This window comes from Propionivibrio pelophilus DSM 12018 (assembly GCF_059569095.1).
Genome location: NZ_JCANUT010000003.1, coordinates 98803 through 114291 on the forward strand (window position 1 = coordinate 98803; position 15489 = coordinate 114291).

The 15489-nt window shown below is 62.1% G+C and carries 15 protein-coding genes and 1 tRNA gene; 11 read left to right on the forward strand and 5 right to left on the reverse strand.

Features of this window, described 5'->3' with window-relative positions; genetic code table 11:
- Position 1: 1 nt before the first annotated feature.
- Positions 2-2176 (reverse strand): YccS family putative transporter, encoded by a 2175-nt coding sequence (gene yccS, locus BO74_RS02925; protein ID WP_496439872.1) that lies wholly within the window; start codon positions 2174-2176, stop codon positions 2-4.
- Positions 2177-2585: 409 nt separating this feature from the next.
- On the opposite strand from yccS, the gene BO74_RS02930 reads away from it, so the two are divergent.
- Positions 2586-2834 carry a type II toxin-antitoxin system Phd/YefM family antitoxin gene (locus tag BO74_RS02930; RefSeq protein ID WP_496439873.1) on the forward strand — a complete coding sequence of 83 codons (249 nt, stop codon included), beginning with the start codon at positions 2586-2588 and terminating at the stop codon, positions 2832-2834.
- Positions 2824-3105 (forward strand): type II toxin-antitoxin system RelE family toxin, encoded by a 282-nt coding sequence (locus BO74_RS02935; protein WP_496439874.1) that lies wholly within the window; start codon positions 2824-2826, stop codon positions 3103-3105. Before BO74_RS02930 ends, BO74_RS02935 begins: the two co-directional genes overlap by 11 nt.
- An 83-nt stretch (positions 3106-3188) precedes the next feature.
- Here BO74_RS02935 and BO74_RS02940 read toward each other — a convergent pair.
- Positions 3189-3262: transfer RNA gene (locus BO74_RS02940), tRNA-Thr, on the reverse strand.
- Between the two features lie 100 nt (positions 3263-3362).
- Here BO74_RS02940 and BO74_RS02945 point away from each other — a divergent pair.
- From BO74_RS02945 to BO74_RS02985, 9 genes are all read left to right on the forward strand, one after another.
- Positions 3363-5147 (forward strand): GGDEF domain-containing protein, encoded by a 1785-nt coding sequence (locus tag BO74_RS02945; protein ID WP_496439875.1) that lies wholly within the window; start codon positions 3363-3365, stop codon positions 5145-5147.
- Between the two features lie 417 nt (positions 5148-5564).
- On the forward strand, positions 5565-7139 hold the full coding sequence (locus BO74_RS02950) for a flagellin (RefSeq protein WP_496439876.1): 1575 nt from the start codon (positions 5565-5567) through the stop codon (positions 7137-7139).
- 84 nt (positions 7140-7223) lie between these two features.
- On the forward strand, positions 7224-7649 hold the full coding sequence (locus BO74_RS02955; protein WP_496439877.1) for a flagellar protein FlaG: 426 nt from the start codon (positions 7224-7226) through the stop codon (positions 7647-7649).
- Positions 7650-7825: 176 nt separating this feature from the next.
- Positions 7826-9238 carry a flagellar filament capping protein FliD gene (fliD, locus tag BO74_RS02960; protein WP_496439878.1) on the forward strand — a complete coding sequence of 471 codons (1413 nt, stop codon included), beginning with the start codon at positions 7826-7828 and terminating at the stop codon, positions 9236-9238.
- 16 nt (positions 9239-9254) lie between these two features.
- Positions 9255-9656, forward strand: coding sequence for a flagellar export chaperone FliS (fliS, locus tag BO74_RS02965; RefSeq protein WP_496439879.1), 402 nt, complete (start codon positions 9255-9257; stop codon positions 9654-9656).
- A gap of 12 nt (positions 9657-9668) precedes the next feature.
- Positions 9669-9950, forward strand: a complete 282-nt coding sequence (locus BO74_RS02970; protein WP_496439880.1) for a flagellar protein FliT — start codon at positions 9669-9671, stop codon at positions 9948-9950.
- Between the two features lie 13 nt (positions 9951-9963).
- Positions 9964-11100 (forward strand): flagellar hook-length control protein FliK, encoded by a 1137-nt coding sequence (gene fliK, locus BO74_RS02975; RefSeq protein WP_496439881.1) that lies wholly within the window; start codon positions 9964-9966, stop codon positions 11098-11100.
- On the forward strand, positions 11093-11410 hold the full coding sequence (locus BO74_RS02980) for an EscU/YscU/HrcU family type III secretion system export apparatus switch protein (protein WP_496439882.1): 318 nt from the start codon (positions 11093-11095) through the stop codon (positions 11408-11410). The genes fliK and BO74_RS02980 overlap by 8 nt, the downstream gene beginning before the upstream one ends.
- A gap of 92 nt (positions 11411-11502) precedes the next feature.
- Positions 11503-12303: a flagellar brake protein gene (locus BO74_RS02985; protein ID WP_496439883.1), complete on the forward strand. Its 801-nt coding sequence runs from the start codon at positions 11503-11505 to the stop codon at positions 12301-12303.
- A gap of 49 nt (positions 12304-12352) precedes the next feature.
- On the opposite strand, the gene fliE is transcribed toward BO74_RS02985, so the two are convergent.
- From fliE to BO74_RS03000, 3 genes are all read right to left on the reverse strand, one after another.
- Complete coding sequence (gene fliE, locus BO74_RS02990) at positions 12353-12676, reverse strand: flagellar hook-basal body complex protein FliE (RefSeq protein ID WP_496439884.1); 324 nt, start codon at positions 12674-12676, stop codon at positions 12353-12355.
- 183 nt (positions 12677-12859) lie between these two features.
- Positions 12860-14224 carry a sigma-54-dependent transcriptional regulator gene (locus BO74_RS02995; protein ID WP_496439885.1) on the reverse strand — a complete coding sequence of 455 codons (1365 nt, stop codon included), beginning with the start codon at positions 14222-14224 and terminating at the stop codon, positions 12860-12862.
- Between the two features lie 27 nt (positions 14225-14251).
- Positions 14252-15463 carry a sensor histidine kinase gene (locus tag BO74_RS03000; RefSeq protein ID WP_496439886.1) on the reverse strand — a complete coding sequence of 404 codons (1212 nt, stop codon included), beginning with the start codon at positions 15461-15463 and terminating at the stop codon, positions 14252-14254.
- Positions 15464-15489 lie beyond the last annotated feature (26 nt).

Consider the following 15489-nt stretch of genomic DNA (forward strand, 5'->3'; position numbering starts at 1 on the left):
ATTACCCGACAATCAATCGATTGGCCACCGCGCGCAGCTCCGGAAGCAATCCAAGCGCCAACGACAACTGCCCGCGCAGCACGCGGTGAATTTCCGCTTCATCCGGTGACGACGCCATGGCGCAGTTTTCGGTCGCCTGCGCGTCGCCGGCCGATTCCGCCAGCGGCTGGGCGGCGTCGAGCGCCGCAGCCAGGCCCTCCAGTGCCACGACCAGGTAATCGGCCGCCGCAACCGCATCCGCCAGCGGCACGTGCTCCGCGTTGCGGTGCGCTCCAAGCGCCGAGAGATAGTTCAGCAGCGTATGCGACAGCACCAGAAAGCGAATGCCGGCGGGCACGTTGCGGCTAACCCGCGCCGGCTCGGCGAAAGCCGCATTGAGCGCGCCGGAATACGCCGCATCGGCGTTGTGCGCATTGCGGCGGGCGATGCGGTAGGCCAGATCGTCCTCCTTCCCGACCACCCCGTACTGCCCCATGATCGCCAGGAAATATCCTGCCTGCGCCCGCAATGACGCCGCGGCCAGCTTCGGCAGCTTCGGCGCGTTCCAGCTGGGCAGGACGCGCCAGACGGCCAGCCCGGCGATCACGCTGCCAGCCAGCGTATCGAGCAGGCGCGGCACGATCAGGCCGTAGCCATCGCCGACCTGGTTGAAGGAGAGCATGACGAAAATGGTGATCGCCGCGGTAGCCAGGGCGTAGCGCCGGGTACGCAGGAGAAAGAACGCCACGGCCGCCAGCACGACGAACAGCGCCTGCAACAAGGGTGCCGGAAAGAGTCCGAGCAGCGCCCAGCCGATGACCAGGCCGAGTACCGTGCCGCCGACGCGCTCGACCAGCCGGACAACGGTCGCCGCGTACTGCGGCTGGCAGACGAAGACAATCGTCAGCAGAATCCAGAAGCCGTAACTGTCGCCCGTCGCCGACATCAGGGCAAACCCGGCGAGCAGCGACAAGCTCAAGCGAACTGCATGCCGGATTACCGGCGAGGAAAGCGTCAGATGCGCTTTCAGGCGCGCCGCCGCCTGCGACGCGCTGCGCAGCGACGAGTCCTGCAGCGCCGTGTCGGCCGGCATGCGATCAAACGCCTTGTCCCGCACCCCGGCGATTTCCTCGTTCATCGCCCGCAGGTTGGCGGCCAGCGCCCGCAGCGCGCGGCGCGCGCGCAACAGCGTAGCGCCGTCACCCCGATCATTCGTCGCATCCGCATGATCCACGGCCGCAAGCAAGTCTTCGACGGCGCGCTCCGTCGCCCGTTTGCGCGACCATTCGGCGCGCGTCCGGATCGCTTCGGCCAGCGACAGGCAATCGCGCCCCATCAACTCCAGCACGCGCTCGCAGCGGTACAACACGTCACTGTGAAAAAAGCTCTCAACCAGCAGATCGTAGTTCTCGTGCGACGAACTCGCCCGCTCATGCACATCCTGCGCGACGAAGAACTGGTGCAACGCGGCACGCAGCCAGTCCGGCATCGTGCCCGGACGATGCCGGCTGAACAGGCTCTCCTTCGTCGCATTCAGCGCCTCGACAACCCGACCGTTATGCAGCGCCAGATCCAGACGCCGCTGTTCCAGGTCGATCCCGCGCACCGGCAGGAACATCCGTGCCTTCAGTTCCAGATAACGCCCCAGCGCGTCGTACAGCCGCGCCAGATTCAGCTCGACCGCCAGCATCGGAAACGCCGCTGCCCACGCCACCGAAATGACGCCGTACCACGCCGCACCGACGAGAAGCTGCATCACCTGCGACTGCTCGACCGGCGGGCCGCCATGCGGCTGCAACGCCAGCGCGGTATAGATCGACATGATCAGCGTCGCCGCCGCGATCGTCCGGTAGCGGTCGCCCAGCGCCCCGAGCAAGGTCAGCGTAAACGCGGCGATCGCCAGCACCGCCGCCAGTGCGACCGGCCGATCGAAACTCGCCTCGACCGCCAGGATCACCGCCGCGAAGCACAGCAGCGTCAGGCTCTGCGTGGCGAGGCGTCCGCGCCAGTGATCGTCCGTTTCCGCCAGCGCGCTGGCGATCACCCCGAGCAGCAGCGGAATCGCCAGACGCACCTGATCCGTCGCCAGGCACCACAGCATCACGCCCACCAGCGCCACCGTGGTGCGCACGCTCGACGAAAACGTCTCGCGGATCCGCCCCTGCCGCCACAATTGCCATCCCAGGCTTTTGATCATTCCGCGAACTCCAAACGCAAAAAAGCCGCTTCGTCAAGCGGCCGGAAAAAAAACATGGCTAAAAACCCTAAGGAAACGCTGAAATATTCGTCACCCCGGCGAAGGCCGGGGTCCAGTTCGTTGAATTTTCTGGATTCCGGCCTTCGCCGGAATGACGAATCTTCAATAAATCAGCGCTTCCCTAATCGGATTTGAATCCGCGCCTGGCAATTATGCCCCGAAAACCGCGAGAGTTTGTCGGTCGATTTCGGCACTTTTTCCGGTCGCCACCTATCGGACTTGACCACGTCGGCTGCAAATTCCCAGTAGATAGTTGTGTGGAACCATCCGCCTTTGATGCTATTCAAAGCACCCTGAATAGGGTTTTTAAAAATGCTACTATTAGAACCAATGAAAACAGGAGGCGGTTATGGCCCACCAAATATTGTCTGAAACGGCAGCAAGCATTTCCGAGTTAAAGCGCAACCCTATGGGTACTGTTGCCGCTGGAGAGGGATTTCCTGTGGCGATCCTGAACAGGAACGAGCCAGCTTTCTATTGCATTCCGGCTCGCGCATTCGAGAGCATGATGAATCGCCTGGAGGATTTGGAATTGAATGCTGTTGCGGATGCTCGTGCAGGTCAGAAGCGAGTGAAGGTCAAACTCGATGAGCTATGAGCTCGAGTTTCTTGAAGAGGCGCTGGCCGAATGGCATCGCCTGGATGGCTCCATCAAGGCTCAGTTCAAGAAAAAACTGGCGGAGCGCCTAGTTGAGCCGCGGCTGCCATCCGCCAAGCTTTCGGGGCACCCCGACCGCTACAAAATAAAGTTGCGCAGTATCGGCTATCGGCTCGTCTACGAAGTTCAAGACGGCCAATTGCTCGTGCTGGTCGTAGCCATAGGTAAGCGCGACAAGAATGCGGTCTACAAAACTGCCGAGGGGCGTTGACTCCGCACGCGTAACCAAGGAGCAATGGAGAACCAAAAAACAAAAAGGCCTCTCCAAAGAATGGCCTAACTTTTTGATTTTACTGGTGCCCCCGGTCGGAATCGAACCAACACCTGATGATTACAAATCAACTGCACGACCTTCATGCTACGGGGGCCACCGCGTGTTGCGGAGGCGCGAATTATAGCTGAAGAGAATCCGCGCCGCACCCGCGCGGCTATAATCCTCCGATCCCACGATCATGGACACGGTACCGCATGGCAACGCTCACCAATCCCTCGGAAATCGCGCGGGAAACGCTGAAGCAGCTTTTGTCGCGACGCCTGGCGCCGTCGCCCGAAAACTACCGGGCGATCTACAACGAGATCGCCGGCGTGCAGGAACGACCAAGCGGTTCCGGCGCGGACCGCGAATTCAAGGCGCTATGGCAGTCCCTGCCACGGGAAACGCCGGCGCAGCAACGCCTTGCGCGGCAACTCGACCAAGCGTTGAAAAGTGAAGACTGGGACGAGTTCCGCACGCCGCTGGTCGAGTTCATCCGCGAGCACAGCAGCGAAGCCGACCAGCCGTGGAACGAACTCATCACCGAATTGCTCCGCCAATGGGAAGCCAAGCAGAGCGGACTGACCCAGGCGCGCAAGCGCGAGTCGCTCGACCGTGTCCTCTCGGCGGGCGGAACGAACAGCGAACTGCTGTTCGGCCGGCTGCAGAATCTCGTCCGCTCGTGGTCTTCGAACGAAGCCGCGTCCGACGAAATCGAACTCGTCGCGCCCGCTGAAGAAGCCGCAAGCGCAGCGGAAACCCCCGCCCGCTCGCCGACCATGCCGCTCAGCCGCGCCAGCGAACTGCTGGCCGAAGTCCGCGAGGGCTTCGCCTTCACCCTGGAAACCATTCTCACCACCCAACTGGGCGACGAACCGGATCTGGCCAACCAGGCCAAAACGCTCGCCGCCGCTGTCCGCGCGGCAACGACACTCAAGATGCTCAACGAGCTGATGAGTGACATCAAGCGCTTCGCCTACCGGCTCGAGTTCGTCGCCGAAGACCGCGCCGAGTTGCGCTCCGGCACCCTCAGCCTGCTGCAACTCGTCATCGAGAACATCAGCGAACTCGTCGCCGACGACCGCTGGCTGAACGGCCAGATCGAGATCGTGCAGGAAATCGTCGCCCGCCCGATGAACCTGCGCACGATCCACGACGCCGAGCAGCGCTTGAAGGAAGTCATCTTCAAGCAGAGCCAGTTGAAACACAGCCTGAGCGAAGCCAAGGAAGCGCTGAAGCAGCTGCTCGCCGGCTTCGTCGATCACCTCGCTGAATTCGCCGACTCCACCTCCGACTACCACGACAAGATCGAGGTCTGCGTCACCCGAATCAGTCAGGCCGAGGACATCACCCAGCTGGAAGACGTGATGGCCGAGGTCATCCGGGAAACGCGCACCGTCCAGCTCAACGCGCAGCGGTCCCGCGACGAGTTGCGCGCCACCCGCCAGCGCGTCGAGGAAGCCGAACGGCGCGTCAACGAACTGCAGGTCGAACTCGACAAGGCCAGCCGGCTGGTCCGCCACGACCAGCTGACCGGCGCCCTCAACCGCCGCGGCTTCGACGAGATCTACGACAGCGAAGTCGCCCGCGCCCGCCGCCGCCAGTCGCCGCTGTGCGTTGCTTTGCTCGACATCGACAATTTCAAGAAGCTCAACGATTCACTCGGCCACGACGCCGGCGACGCCGCCTTGATCCACCTCGTATCCGTCATCCGCGACACGCTACGCCCGCAAGACACCCTGGCACGTTTTGGCGGCGAGGAGTTCATCATCCTTTTGCCGGACACGACGGTTGAAGATGCCGGCAAAGCGCTGACCCGCGTCCAGCGCGAACTGACCCGACGCTTTTTCCTCGCCAACAACGAGAAGGTGCTGATCACCTTCAGCGCCGGAGTCACCGAAGTGCGGAACGACGACACCCAGGCCACTGCCGTCAAGCGCGCGGACGAAGCGATGTACAGCGCCAAGACCACCGGCAAGAACCGCGTCGCCGCCGCCTAGCCGGCAGAGGCTCCAGGCCGTCAACTCCGCCTCATTCAAGCGCTACCGTAGGCACACATCGCACAAACTCCGTCATCCCGGCGTAGGCCGGGATCCAGTTTGTGCTCCGAAAATCTGGATCCGTTGGCTTTCGGCTTTCGCCGAAATGACGGACAGGTTGTGTACCTACGATAGACCTTCAAGTGGAAGCTGAGAGGGGAATGGGGAGTGCGCAAAGAAAGTAAAGAACCCCGTTAAAGTTCCTTCCCCTCTGGCCGATAAAGACTCACACGGCGGGCCGGAAAAAAATTTCCTAAAGTTTTCCTTCGGCGCTCCGTTACCGGAATCGTGAGTCGCACTATGTAACAGGATGGGCCGTAACAACGCCGCGAGGCAAAACTACGGAACCCCCAAGTCAATCGTGATTAGGAGATTCAAATGGCACAAGTAATCAACACCAACGTTGCCTCGCTCAACGCTCAACGCAACCTGAACACCTCGCAATCGTCGCTCGCCACCTCGCTGCAGCGCCTCTCCTCCGGCTTGCGCATCAACAGCGCCAAGGACGACGCCGCCGGCCTGGCGATTTCCGAGCGCATGACCTCGCAGATTCGCGGCCTCAACCAGGCTTCGCGCAACGCCAACGACGGCATCTCGCTGGCACAGACGGCCGAAGGCGCGCTCGGCGAAATCGGCAACAACCTGCAGCGTATCCGCGAACTGGCAGTGCAGTCGCGCAACGCGACTAACTCCACAGAAGATCGCCAAGCCCTGCAGAAGGAAGCCGCACAACTTCTGTCGGAAATCGACCGCGTCGCTGACCAGACCGCTTTCAACGGCACCAAGCTGCTCGACGGTAGCTTCACCAGCCAAGCCTTCCAGATCGGTGCCAAGCAAGGGGAAACGATCAGCATCAACAGCATCGCCGATGCAAACATCGCCGCTTTGGGCTCGTGGACCAGCGTGGATACGCCCGCCGCCGATCAAACCGGCGTAGCACCGACCGGTTCCGGTGGATCGGCAGCCGTTCCGGCGACAGCGACCACATCAGGCGCATCGGGCGCCTTCACTGCGGCAGACGCGAGCGCTGCGGATGAAGTCTTCACCCTTACTGTCGCCGGCGTTACGGTATTTACTGAGACAGCGGCCGATGCTAACGCTACAGTCACGGCAGGCGAAATTGACACGGCGCTCGGTACCCAAAGCGTAATCGACGACTTGACAGCCGCAGGCATCACCTTCACGGGCACCGCAGCAGCCGGTACGCTAGCATTCAGCAAGGCGGATGGCACTGACTTCACCATCGACATAACGAGCAACTTCGGAACGACAGCGGGTAGTTTCGCTACAGTAGGCTTTGACGGGGACCATACCAACGGCACGGAAGCAGTGGCAGCTGTTCCGGGAACATTCTCCGCCCTCTCCGGCGACGCCTTCACCATCAACGGCACCAACATCGAAGTCGGCGCAGCAGCCGATGCAGCGACCCGCTTGAGCGACCTCGTCACCGCGATCAATGCGCAAACGAGCACGACGGGTGTCACCGCGGAGGTTTCCGGCGGCGCACTCACCCTGTCGTCTACAGGCGGCGGAACGGGCGCGACGGAGGGCGCGATCAACATCGGTGGCACGGGCGCAGTAGCTGAACAGACCGGTCTCACCATTGGTGATCATGCGGCCACCGCCGGAGCCGCTCAGACCGGCTTCGCCAGCCTGGATATTTCGAGTACAACCGGCGCAGACAACGCGATTCTGGCGATGGACGCCGCGCTGACAGCGGTCAACTCCTCCCGTGCTGACCTCGGCGCTATCCAAAACCGTTTCTCGTCGGTCATTACCAACCTGGCCAGCACGTCGGAAAACCTGTCCGCCGCACGTAGCCGCATCCAGGACGCCGACTTCGCTGCCGAAACGGCCAACCTGACCCGCGCGCAAATCCTGCAGCAGGCCGGTACCGCCATGCTGGCGCAAGCCAACTCGCTGCCGCAGAACGTGCTGTCGCTGCTCCAGTAAAATAGACCGCCAGCGGTAAAACCCGGGGGCGTGGTGGCGAAAACGCCGCCACGCCCCTGAGTCCATCCAGAAAAGGAGAGCGGGATGAGCATTCAATCGATCAGCGCGTCACCCACATTTCAGCCGCCCCCGGCGCCGGCGGCCGACGTCGCCGCCACCGTCAGCGCCCTGTCCGCACGGCAGTCAGGCACCCTGACCCCCCAGGCCGTCCGGGAAGCCACCGCCACCGACGCCTCCGCCGCGGCAAAAACCCAAGCCACCGATCCATCGGCACAAGAAGCACAGCGCGAAGATGCGCTCGCCGAAGCGATCAGCAGCGTCGAAGAGTATATTAAGCCCTTCAACAACCGGCTCGAATTCAGCGTTGACGACGACATCGGCCGCGTCGTGGTCAAGGTGGTCGACAAGGAAACGGAAGACGTGATCCTGCAGATTCCGTCGGAGGAAATGCTCGCCATCGCCAAGGCGCTGGACAACATCAAGGGATTGTTCATCAAGCAGCAGGCCTGAGGAACAGTTATTGCTTCGGCCCGATGAAGTAGAAAGTTGCCGTCATAATGGCGAAGGCCGGTATCCAGCATCGGAGAGCCATCGCCGACTGGACCCTGGCCTTCGCCGAGGTGACGAATTCATACATCATCAGGCCTCATCAATAGCGAGCCGCAGGGGTAGCGCAGGAGAAGATCATGGCAATTACGGTATCGGGAATCAGCTCGGGGTTGGATGTCGAGAACCTCGTCACGCAGTTGATGGCACTCGAGCAGGCGCCGCTGACGGCGCTTGCCAAAAAGGAATCGGCAGCCGAAACAAAAATTTCGGCGCTCGGCTCGCTTAAAAGCGTCCTCTCCTCGCTGCAAACGTCCGCCCAGGCCTTCGTTCCGGGCACCAGCCAAACGGCGAGCGAAAAGCTGAGCTCCTTCTCGGCCTCGATCGCCGACACGTCGATCGCCACGGTCTCTTCCAGCAGCAAGGCCGTGGCCGGGACGTACACGCTGGAAGTCACCCAACTGGCGCAAGCGCACCAGATCGTTTCCTCCACGGCGGCATTTAGCCCGCCCGACACCGAAGGCGTGACACGACTGGCGACCGGCGGGACGCTGACGATTGCACTGGGCACCGCCAGCGATGCCGATGCGACCAAGACCACGAGCATCGAAATTGCCGACGGCGCGAGCATCGAGACGATCCGCGACAAGATCAACGCCGCCAGCGCCGGAGTCGCGACTGTCATCGTCAATGGCAGCGCCGGCAAGCAACTGGTGCTTACTGGCAACACCACGGGCGACGATCAAATCATCACGCTGTCGGGCATCGAAGGCCTGTCCTATGACGGCAGCGGTAGCAGCGTCGATGAGTTCACGCAGGCGCAAGCCGCGCAGGGCTCGGCATTCAAACTCAACGGCATCGCCGTGACGGCCAGCACCAATACGGTCACCACCGCCGTCGACGGCCTGACGCTCAATCTGGCCAAGGTAAGCGAGACGGATGTTGCCACCACGATCACCGTCAGCCGCAGCACTTCGAGCCTGACCAGCGCGGTGAACGCCTTCGTGAAGGCCTTCAACGGCTTTAGTTCGACGGCCAGCAGCCTAGGTAGCTACAACGCGACGACCGAGACGGCCGGCACGCTCAACGGCGACAGCACCTTGCGCTCGACACAAAACAGGATGCGTTCGCTGCTGACCAGCGTCCCCTCCGGCTTGTCAGGCTCGACGTATCAACTGCTCTCCCATATCGGCGTCAGCCTGCAGAAGGACGGCACCTTGGCCGTCGATTCAACGAAGCTGTCGGACGCTGTCAGCAAGGACTTTACTGGCGTGGCCAACCTGCTCTCGGCGGTAGGTGCGGCATTCGACGATGCGATTGACAGCCTGACCGGATCGGATGGCATCATTGCGGCGCGCACGGACGGGCTCAATGCGACGATCAAGCGCTACGAAAAGCAATATGAGTCCATCGAGGCGCGGCTGGAAAAAATCGAGGCGCGCTACCGAACACAGTTCACTTCGCTGGAGACACTGATTTCCAGCATGAATTCGACGAGCACGTACCTAACCCAGCAACTCGAAAACCTTTCCAACTTGAATAGCCAGAATTAACAACGGAACCAGCCAGATGTTTGGTCAAGCACGTAGCGGAATATCCGCTTATCAAAAAGTCGGGGTTGACGCCGCCGTGGAGGTGGCCGATCCGCACAAGCTGATTCTCTTGCTGTTAGCCGGCGCTCAGGCAGCGATCGGCCAGGCACGGGCGGCGCTGCAGTTGAACCAGATCGCCGAAAAGGGCGCTGCGATCTCCAAGGCCATCGACATAATCAGCAACGGTCTCAAGGCCAGCCTGGACCATGAAAAAGGCGGCGATATTGCAGCCCGGCTCGACGCCCTGTACGACTACATGACGAACCGGCTGCTCATGGCGAACATAAAAAACGACGCGAAGGCGTTGGAAGAGGTTTCCGGTTTGCTGGAAGAAATCCACTCGGCCTGGCGCGAGATTGCGCCGGGGAAGCAACAATAGCCCAGCCCCGGAATGAATCACGCATTTTCCGATCTTGAACGCTTCGCCAGCCTGACCGAGGCCATGCATCGGGCCGCTGCTGCGCAGGACTGGGATGCGCTGGTGACGCTGGGCGCGGAGCGTGACGCCCTGCGCCAGACGATGCCGGCGGACATTTCGCCGCATCTGTCCGCGCCAGACGGTAATCGCGCCAGAACGATCATTGAAGGTTGCCGCGAGACGGATGCGCAAACCTCGGCGCTGCTCGGTGCGCGCCAGGACGAGTTGCGAATTCTGCTGCGCGAACACGCCTGACGCATAACCTGCAATGATTCCCGCCGACGCCGTAAGCCGCCAGCAAGCGTCTGTCGACACCACGCTGCGCCCGGCAGCACCGACCCAGCAACTGACCGACAAGCTGTCCGACCTGGTCGCTGGCCAGAAGGTGATGGCCGAGATCCAGTCGATGCTGCCGAACGGGACGTATCGTGCACTGATCAACCAGCGGAACATCACCCTCGCACTACCGTTCTCGGCCAAAAGCGGCGACACGCTGGAACTGCTGGTCACGGAATCGGACGGAAAAACCTCGCTCGCAGTGGTGTCGCACCAGCAGGCGAACGAGGGCAAAACGGCCCGGGACGCCGTATCGACCACGCTCAGCCAGACGGGAAAGTTGATCGGCCAGCTTTTTTCCCGCGCTGACGAATCATCCGATGGCGCCAAGGCACTGACGCTCAACGGCAACCAGCCGATCGCCAGAACGCCGCCGTCGTCGGCGCAGGAACTGCTGCCGCTGTTGAAGCAGGCGATCACGCAGAGCGGCATGTTCTATGAGTCGCACCAAGCCGAATGGGCGGAAGGACGTTTCTCTCAAAACGCGCTGCTCCAAGAACCACAGGGAAAGTTGTCCTCGCCGAATGCGTTCGCTCCAGCCAGCCCCCTCCCCCTGCCACAACAAGGCAACGCGGAGACATCGGCGCAAGGCAAGGAAATCCCGGTCGCGGCTAGACTGCCCACGACCGATCCGGCGACCTCGCCAAGGACCGTAAACGAGCCTCCCCCGCCTCAGGCCTCCGGGCATCTGATCGCGCCGCAGACTCAGCCGATCGTCCAGCAACAGCTCAATGCGCTGGCCACCCAGCATTTCGCCTGGCAAGGGCAGGTCTGGCCAGGACAGGAGATGCGTTGGGAAATCGAAGAGGACGGCCGACGTACCGGCGCAGACGACGCGGAAAGTGCGACTGGTTGGAGTACCCGACTGAAGCTGACGCTCCCGACCCTGGGCAGCGTCAACGCACAAATCCGTCTGCAAGGCCAGCAACTCGTTCTGGCAATCGACGCGGGCAACCCTGAAACCCGGGCGCTGATGCAGACGGAGGCCGGACACCTGCGCCAACAAATGACCGAAGCCGGTCTGAGTGTCACATCAATCGGCATCAGCGACGCACAAGACAATGGCTAAGGCATCTGCGGAAAAGGATTCGCTGAAAAGCGCTGTTGCGCTGGTTTACGCCCAGACCGACGCCGCGCCGCGTGTCGTGGCCAAGGGCAAGGGGCTCATCGCCGAGCAGATTATCGCGCGCGCCCAGGAAAACGGGGTGTATGTGCACGAATCGCCCGAGCTGGTCTCCCTGCTCATGCAGATCGATCTGGACCAGCGCATCCCGCCGCAGCTCTATGTAGCCGTCGCCGAGATCCTTGCCTGGATCTATCGACTGGAGAGCGGCCGGCCCGCCGGCGAACCGCCGATCTATCACGGGGAGAAAACATAGCCGCGGGCGGCGAGCCGACTTCTGCCTACGCCATGGATTCCCGCTCACGCTCCTGCTAGACTCGCTCGCGCACTCAGGACTCAGGATCAGCGATGTCAAAACCGGAACAACCCGAATCGGCCGGACAAGTTTCCCCGCGCTTTGAACTCGAGCGAATCGACGACTACAGCCAGTACCTGTTGCACGCGCGGGTGGAAATTCTCGCGGTATTGCGTACCCTGATCCAGAAAAACGCGCTTGTCACCGTTCATTTCGACCAGGGCAACGCCTTTTTCCTGACTTCGCTACTGGCCATCGAGCCGGAGACAAACCGCCTCATCGTGGATGTCGGAAGCGATGAAGAAACCAACGCCCGGGCGCTGCAGGCCGACAAGCTGATCTTCACGGCGGTGGTCGACAGGATCAAGATCCAGTTCAGCATCAATGCGCTCACGCGCGGCAAACACGAGGGACGACCAGCATTTTTCGGGAGTATTCCAGACACGCTGCTTCGTCTGCAGCGCCGCGAGTTTTTCCGACTGGCCACGCCGATTGCCAATCCGATCAGGCTTTACAGCAGCATCCCGCGCCCCGCAGGGCCGCTGCAACTGGATGTTCCCCTGCTGGATATCAGCGGTGGCGGTGTCGGCCTGATGCTCACGCCCGACCAGGCGGCCCTGCTGCGAAACGGCGACGTGCTGGAAAACTGCCGGATCACCCTGCCCGGCGAAGGATTGGTGGCGACCACATTGGGCATTCGCAACCTGTTCGACGTCACCGCACGCAGCGGCGCACGCTACGTGCGCGTTGGCTGCGAATACATCGACCTTCCGAGTGCGCGACTGACCGCCATCCAGCGCTACATCACCCACGTCGAACGGGAACGCAAGGCGCGGCTGAGCGGTTTGGCGTAAACGACAACGGCGCCTGACGGCGCCGTTTTTGACGGAACAAGCGGCCGGATCAGACCTGCATGTTCATCACGTCGTGGTAAGCGGTTACCAGCTTGTTTCTCACCTGCACCATCTCCTGGAACGACAGGTTGGCCTTCTGGAGGGAAATCATCACCTCGTGCAGGTTGGTATTGCCGTCACCGGCGGCAAATTTTGCCGCCATGTCTTCCGCCTGCTGCTGGGTCTGATTCACTTGCTCGATGGTGTTCTGCAACACCTTGGCGAAGTCCGTCGTGCCCGCTTCGCTCGCCGGCGCCTCGCTTGCGCGCCCGCCCGCCTGCGCGGCCGTCGCCCGCAGCATTCCTAACATCTGATCAATGCCCTTGGTGTCCATTCGTTACTCCTTGCAGCGTCTTCTCGGTTAAGGAAACGCTGAACTATTCGTCACCCCGGCGAAGGCCGGGGTCCAGCTCGTTGAGTTCCTTCTGGATTCCGGCCTTCGCCGGAATGACGAATCTTCAATAAATCAGCACTTCCTTAACAGCAAAAACTGCACCAGAACCCACACACTACGCCATCAACCATCGAAAAAGCCCGCCTCACGGTATTGTTTGAGCTTGTACCGCAAGGTTCGTTCCGACATGCCGAGCCGCTCGCCCGCCAGTTTTCGCGAACCGCCGACCGATGCCAGCGTTTCCAGAATGTGTTCGCGTTCGAGATCCCGCATGTTATCCGTCCGGGCTAACGGTGCCTGGGGCATCGCTGTCAGGATTGGTGCCGAGGGCACAACCGGACTGGAGACGACGGAAGCCTGCGTAGCCGGCAAATGCAACGCCTCCGCCTCGACCGTATCCCCCGTCGCCAGAATGACCGCGCGCTGCATGACGTTCTCCAGTTCGCGCACGTTGCCCGGCCAGGAATAAGCGCGCAAAGCGATTTCAGCCGAGGGCGCCAGGCGCAGGCCGCTGCGCCCCGAGCGCCCGCCATGCTCAGCGAGGAAGCGGACCGCCAGCGGCACGACATCGTCAGGCCGCTGGCGCAGCGCGGGAATCAGCAAGGGGAAGACATTGAGCCGGTAATAAACGTCCTCGCGCAGGACGCCCTTCGCCACGGCTTCGGCCATATCGCGGTTGGAGGTGGCGATCAGGCGGATATTCAGCGGCACCGGCCGTTTGCCGCCGACCCGCTCGACCTCGCGCTCCTGCAACACGCGCAGCAACTTGGCTTGCAGCGCCAGGGGCATTTCGGTCACCTCGTCGAGCAGCAGTGTGCCTTCCTGCGCCTGCTCGAACTTGCCGGCCTGCGCCTGCTGCGCCCCGGTAAAGGCACCCTTCTCGTAACCGAAAAGCGTCGCTTCGAGCAGGCTGTCGGGAATCGCCGCGCAGTTGATGGCGACGAACGGACCGCCGCGCCGGGCGGAATGGTTATGGATATAGCGGGCGACTACCTCCTTGCCCACTCCGCTTTCCCCTGTCAGCAGGACCGTCGTATCGGTCTGTGCCACCCGCGCCGCCAGCGCGAACAGGTTGCGGCTGGCCGGGTCGCTGGCAATGACGCGGTCGTCGTCCATCGAGGCCGGCAGGCGGTAGCGCGCCACGTGTTCGAGCAGCGCCTTTGGCTCGAACGGCTTGAGCAGGAAATCGCAGGCACCCGAACGCATGGCCTCGACCGCCCGGTCAACGTCGGCATAGGCGGTCATCAACACGACCGGCAGGTGGACATGGCGATTGCGGATTTCCTTGAGCAGGGCGATGCCGTCCATCGGCATCATGCGCACATCGCTGACGACCAGCGACACGGCCTGCATCTCCAGCAGGCGCAGCGCCGCCTCCCCGCCGGGCGCCGACAGAACCGCCTGCCCGGCCAGTTCCAGGGTGTCGCACACCGCTTCGCGCAAATTCGGATCGTCCTCGACGACCAGTACCGGTAACTCTGTAGCCATCATTCTCCCAATCGGCGAATCTGATTTTTATGCGCCCTGTGTCTGCGGGCTGTTCCCGGCAGGCAGTCGCATGACGAATTCCGCGCCCTCGCCGGGGCGTGAATTCACGTCGATCGTGCCTCCGTGCGCCCGAACAACGCCAAGGGCGATCGCCAACCCCAACCCGGTGCCCTGCCCCCGCGTCGTGAAAAACGGCTCGAAGATCCGCGCCTGCGTCTCGAGCGCAATCCCCGGCCCGCTGTCGCGCACGCTTATTTGCAGCCATTCATCGCTTCTCTCAGCGGCAAATTGAATGACTCGACGCCCCTCCTCCACGCTCTCGCATGCCTGAAGCGCATTTTCGAGGAGATTGAGCAAGGCGCCGGCAAGCGCTTTCCGGCTCCCCATCACAATCGTATCGCCGACCTCAGCGCCGACGGCAAGTTCGACGCCTTTTGCCCGACAAAGCGGTTCGACGGTCTGAACGGCTTCCCCGATCAGCGACGCTGCGGGAATTGCCTCGCGACCAATGCTCTCGCCGCGGGTAAACAAGAGTACGTCCTGGATCAGCCGTTCCAGCCGTTTCAACTGCTCGGTCGCCTTGCCGGCGAAACGCGCACGCGCGGTTTCGGAGAGTTCCGGCTGGGCGAGGTTGGCGCTGTAGAGCAATGCCGTGGCAAGTGGCGTACGCAGTTGGTGCGCGAGTGACGCAGCCATCTCGCCCATCGCCGCCAGCCGCTGGTTGCGTTCCAGGTTGGCCTTGAGCTCGTGCGCGGTAGTGATGTCGTGGATGACCAGGATGCGTCCGCCAGCGGAATCGAGCGGGCTTTCGGCAATCGACAACCGCCTTTTCCCGAGCAGCCACTCCTCCGGCGCATCGGTCGCCTGCAACACGTCTCTCGCCGTGACGCCCCAGTCACTGCTGACGATCGCCTCGCCGAACATGCGGATCGCCGCCGGATTAGCTTCGCCGACCGTCGAGTGACTGTCGAGAACAACAACGCCGGCGGGAAGTGCGTGCAACAGCAAGGACAGACGCTCCGACAGCGCCTCCTTCTCCTGATACTGGCGCCGCAGTTCCCCATTGGCCACCGCCAGCTCCGCGGTCAGCGACTCGACGCGCTGCTGCAAGGCTTCATAGGCCTGCGTCAGCTCCAGGGAAACCTGATTGAATACGTCGAAGGCTCGTTGCAGTTCCTGAGCCTTGATTTCCGGGGCTGGTAATTGCGGCGCATCGCCCATTTCTGTGGAAAATCCCATGCGATAAACAGATACAATAGTAAGAT

Excerpts from the sequence above, each read along its gene's own strand:
- yccS (WP_496439872.1), bottom strand. The coding sequence starts at position 2,176 with ATGATCAAAAGCCTGGGATGGCAATTGTGGCGGCAGGGGCGGATCCGC.
- BO74_RS02930 (WP_496439873.1), top strand. The coding sequence starts at position 2,586 with ATGGCCCACCAAATATTGTCTGAAACGGCAGCAAGCATTTCCGAGTTA.
- BO74_RS02935 (WP_496439874.1), top strand. The coding sequence starts at position 2,824 with ATGAGCTATGAGCTCGAGTTTCTTGAAGAGGCGCTGGCCGAATGGCAT.
- BO74_RS02945 (WP_496439875.1), top strand. The coding sequence starts at position 3,363 with ATGGCAACGCTCACCAATCCCTCGGAAATCGCGCGGGAAACGCTGAAG.
- BO74_RS02950 (WP_496439876.1), top strand. The coding sequence starts at position 5,565 with ATGGCACAAGTAATCAACACCAACGTTGCCTCGCTCAACGCTCAACGC.
- BO74_RS02955 (WP_496439877.1), top strand. The coding sequence starts at position 7,224 with ATGAGCATTCAATCGATCAGCGCGTCACCCACATTTCAGCCGCCCCCG.
- fliD (WP_496439878.1), top strand. The coding sequence starts at position 7,826 with ATGGCAATTACGGTATCGGGAATCAGCTCGGGGTTGGATGTCGAGAAC.
- fliS (WP_496439879.1), top strand. The coding sequence starts at position 9,255 with ATGTTTGGTCAAGCACGTAGCGGAATATCCGCTTATCAAAAAGTCGGG.
- BO74_RS02970 (WP_496439880.1), top strand. The coding sequence starts at position 9,669 with ATGAATCACGCATTTTCCGATCTTGAACGCTTCGCCAGCCTGACCGAG.
- fliK (WP_496439881.1), top strand. The coding sequence starts at position 9,964 with ATGATTCCCGCCGACGCCGTAAGCCGCCAGCAAGCGTCTGTCGACACC.
- BO74_RS02980 (WP_496439882.1), top strand. The coding sequence starts at position 11,093 with ATGGCTAAGGCATCTGCGGAAAAGGATTCGCTGAAAAGCGCTGTTGCG.
- BO74_RS02985 (WP_496439883.1), top strand. The coding sequence starts at position 11,503 with ATGTCAAAACCGGAACAACCCGAATCGGCCGGACAAGTTTCCCCGCGC.
- fliE (WP_496439884.1), bottom strand. The coding sequence starts at position 12,676 with ATGGACACCAAGGGCATTGATCAGATGTTAGGAATGCTGCGGGCGACG.
- BO74_RS02995 (WP_496439885.1), bottom strand. The coding sequence starts at position 14,224 with ATGGCTACAGAGTTACCGGTACTGGTCGTCGAGGACGATCCGAATTTG.
- BO74_RS03000 (WP_496439886.1), bottom strand. The coding sequence starts at position 15,463 with ATGGGATTTTCCACAGAAATGGGCGATGCGCCGCAATTACCAGCCCCG.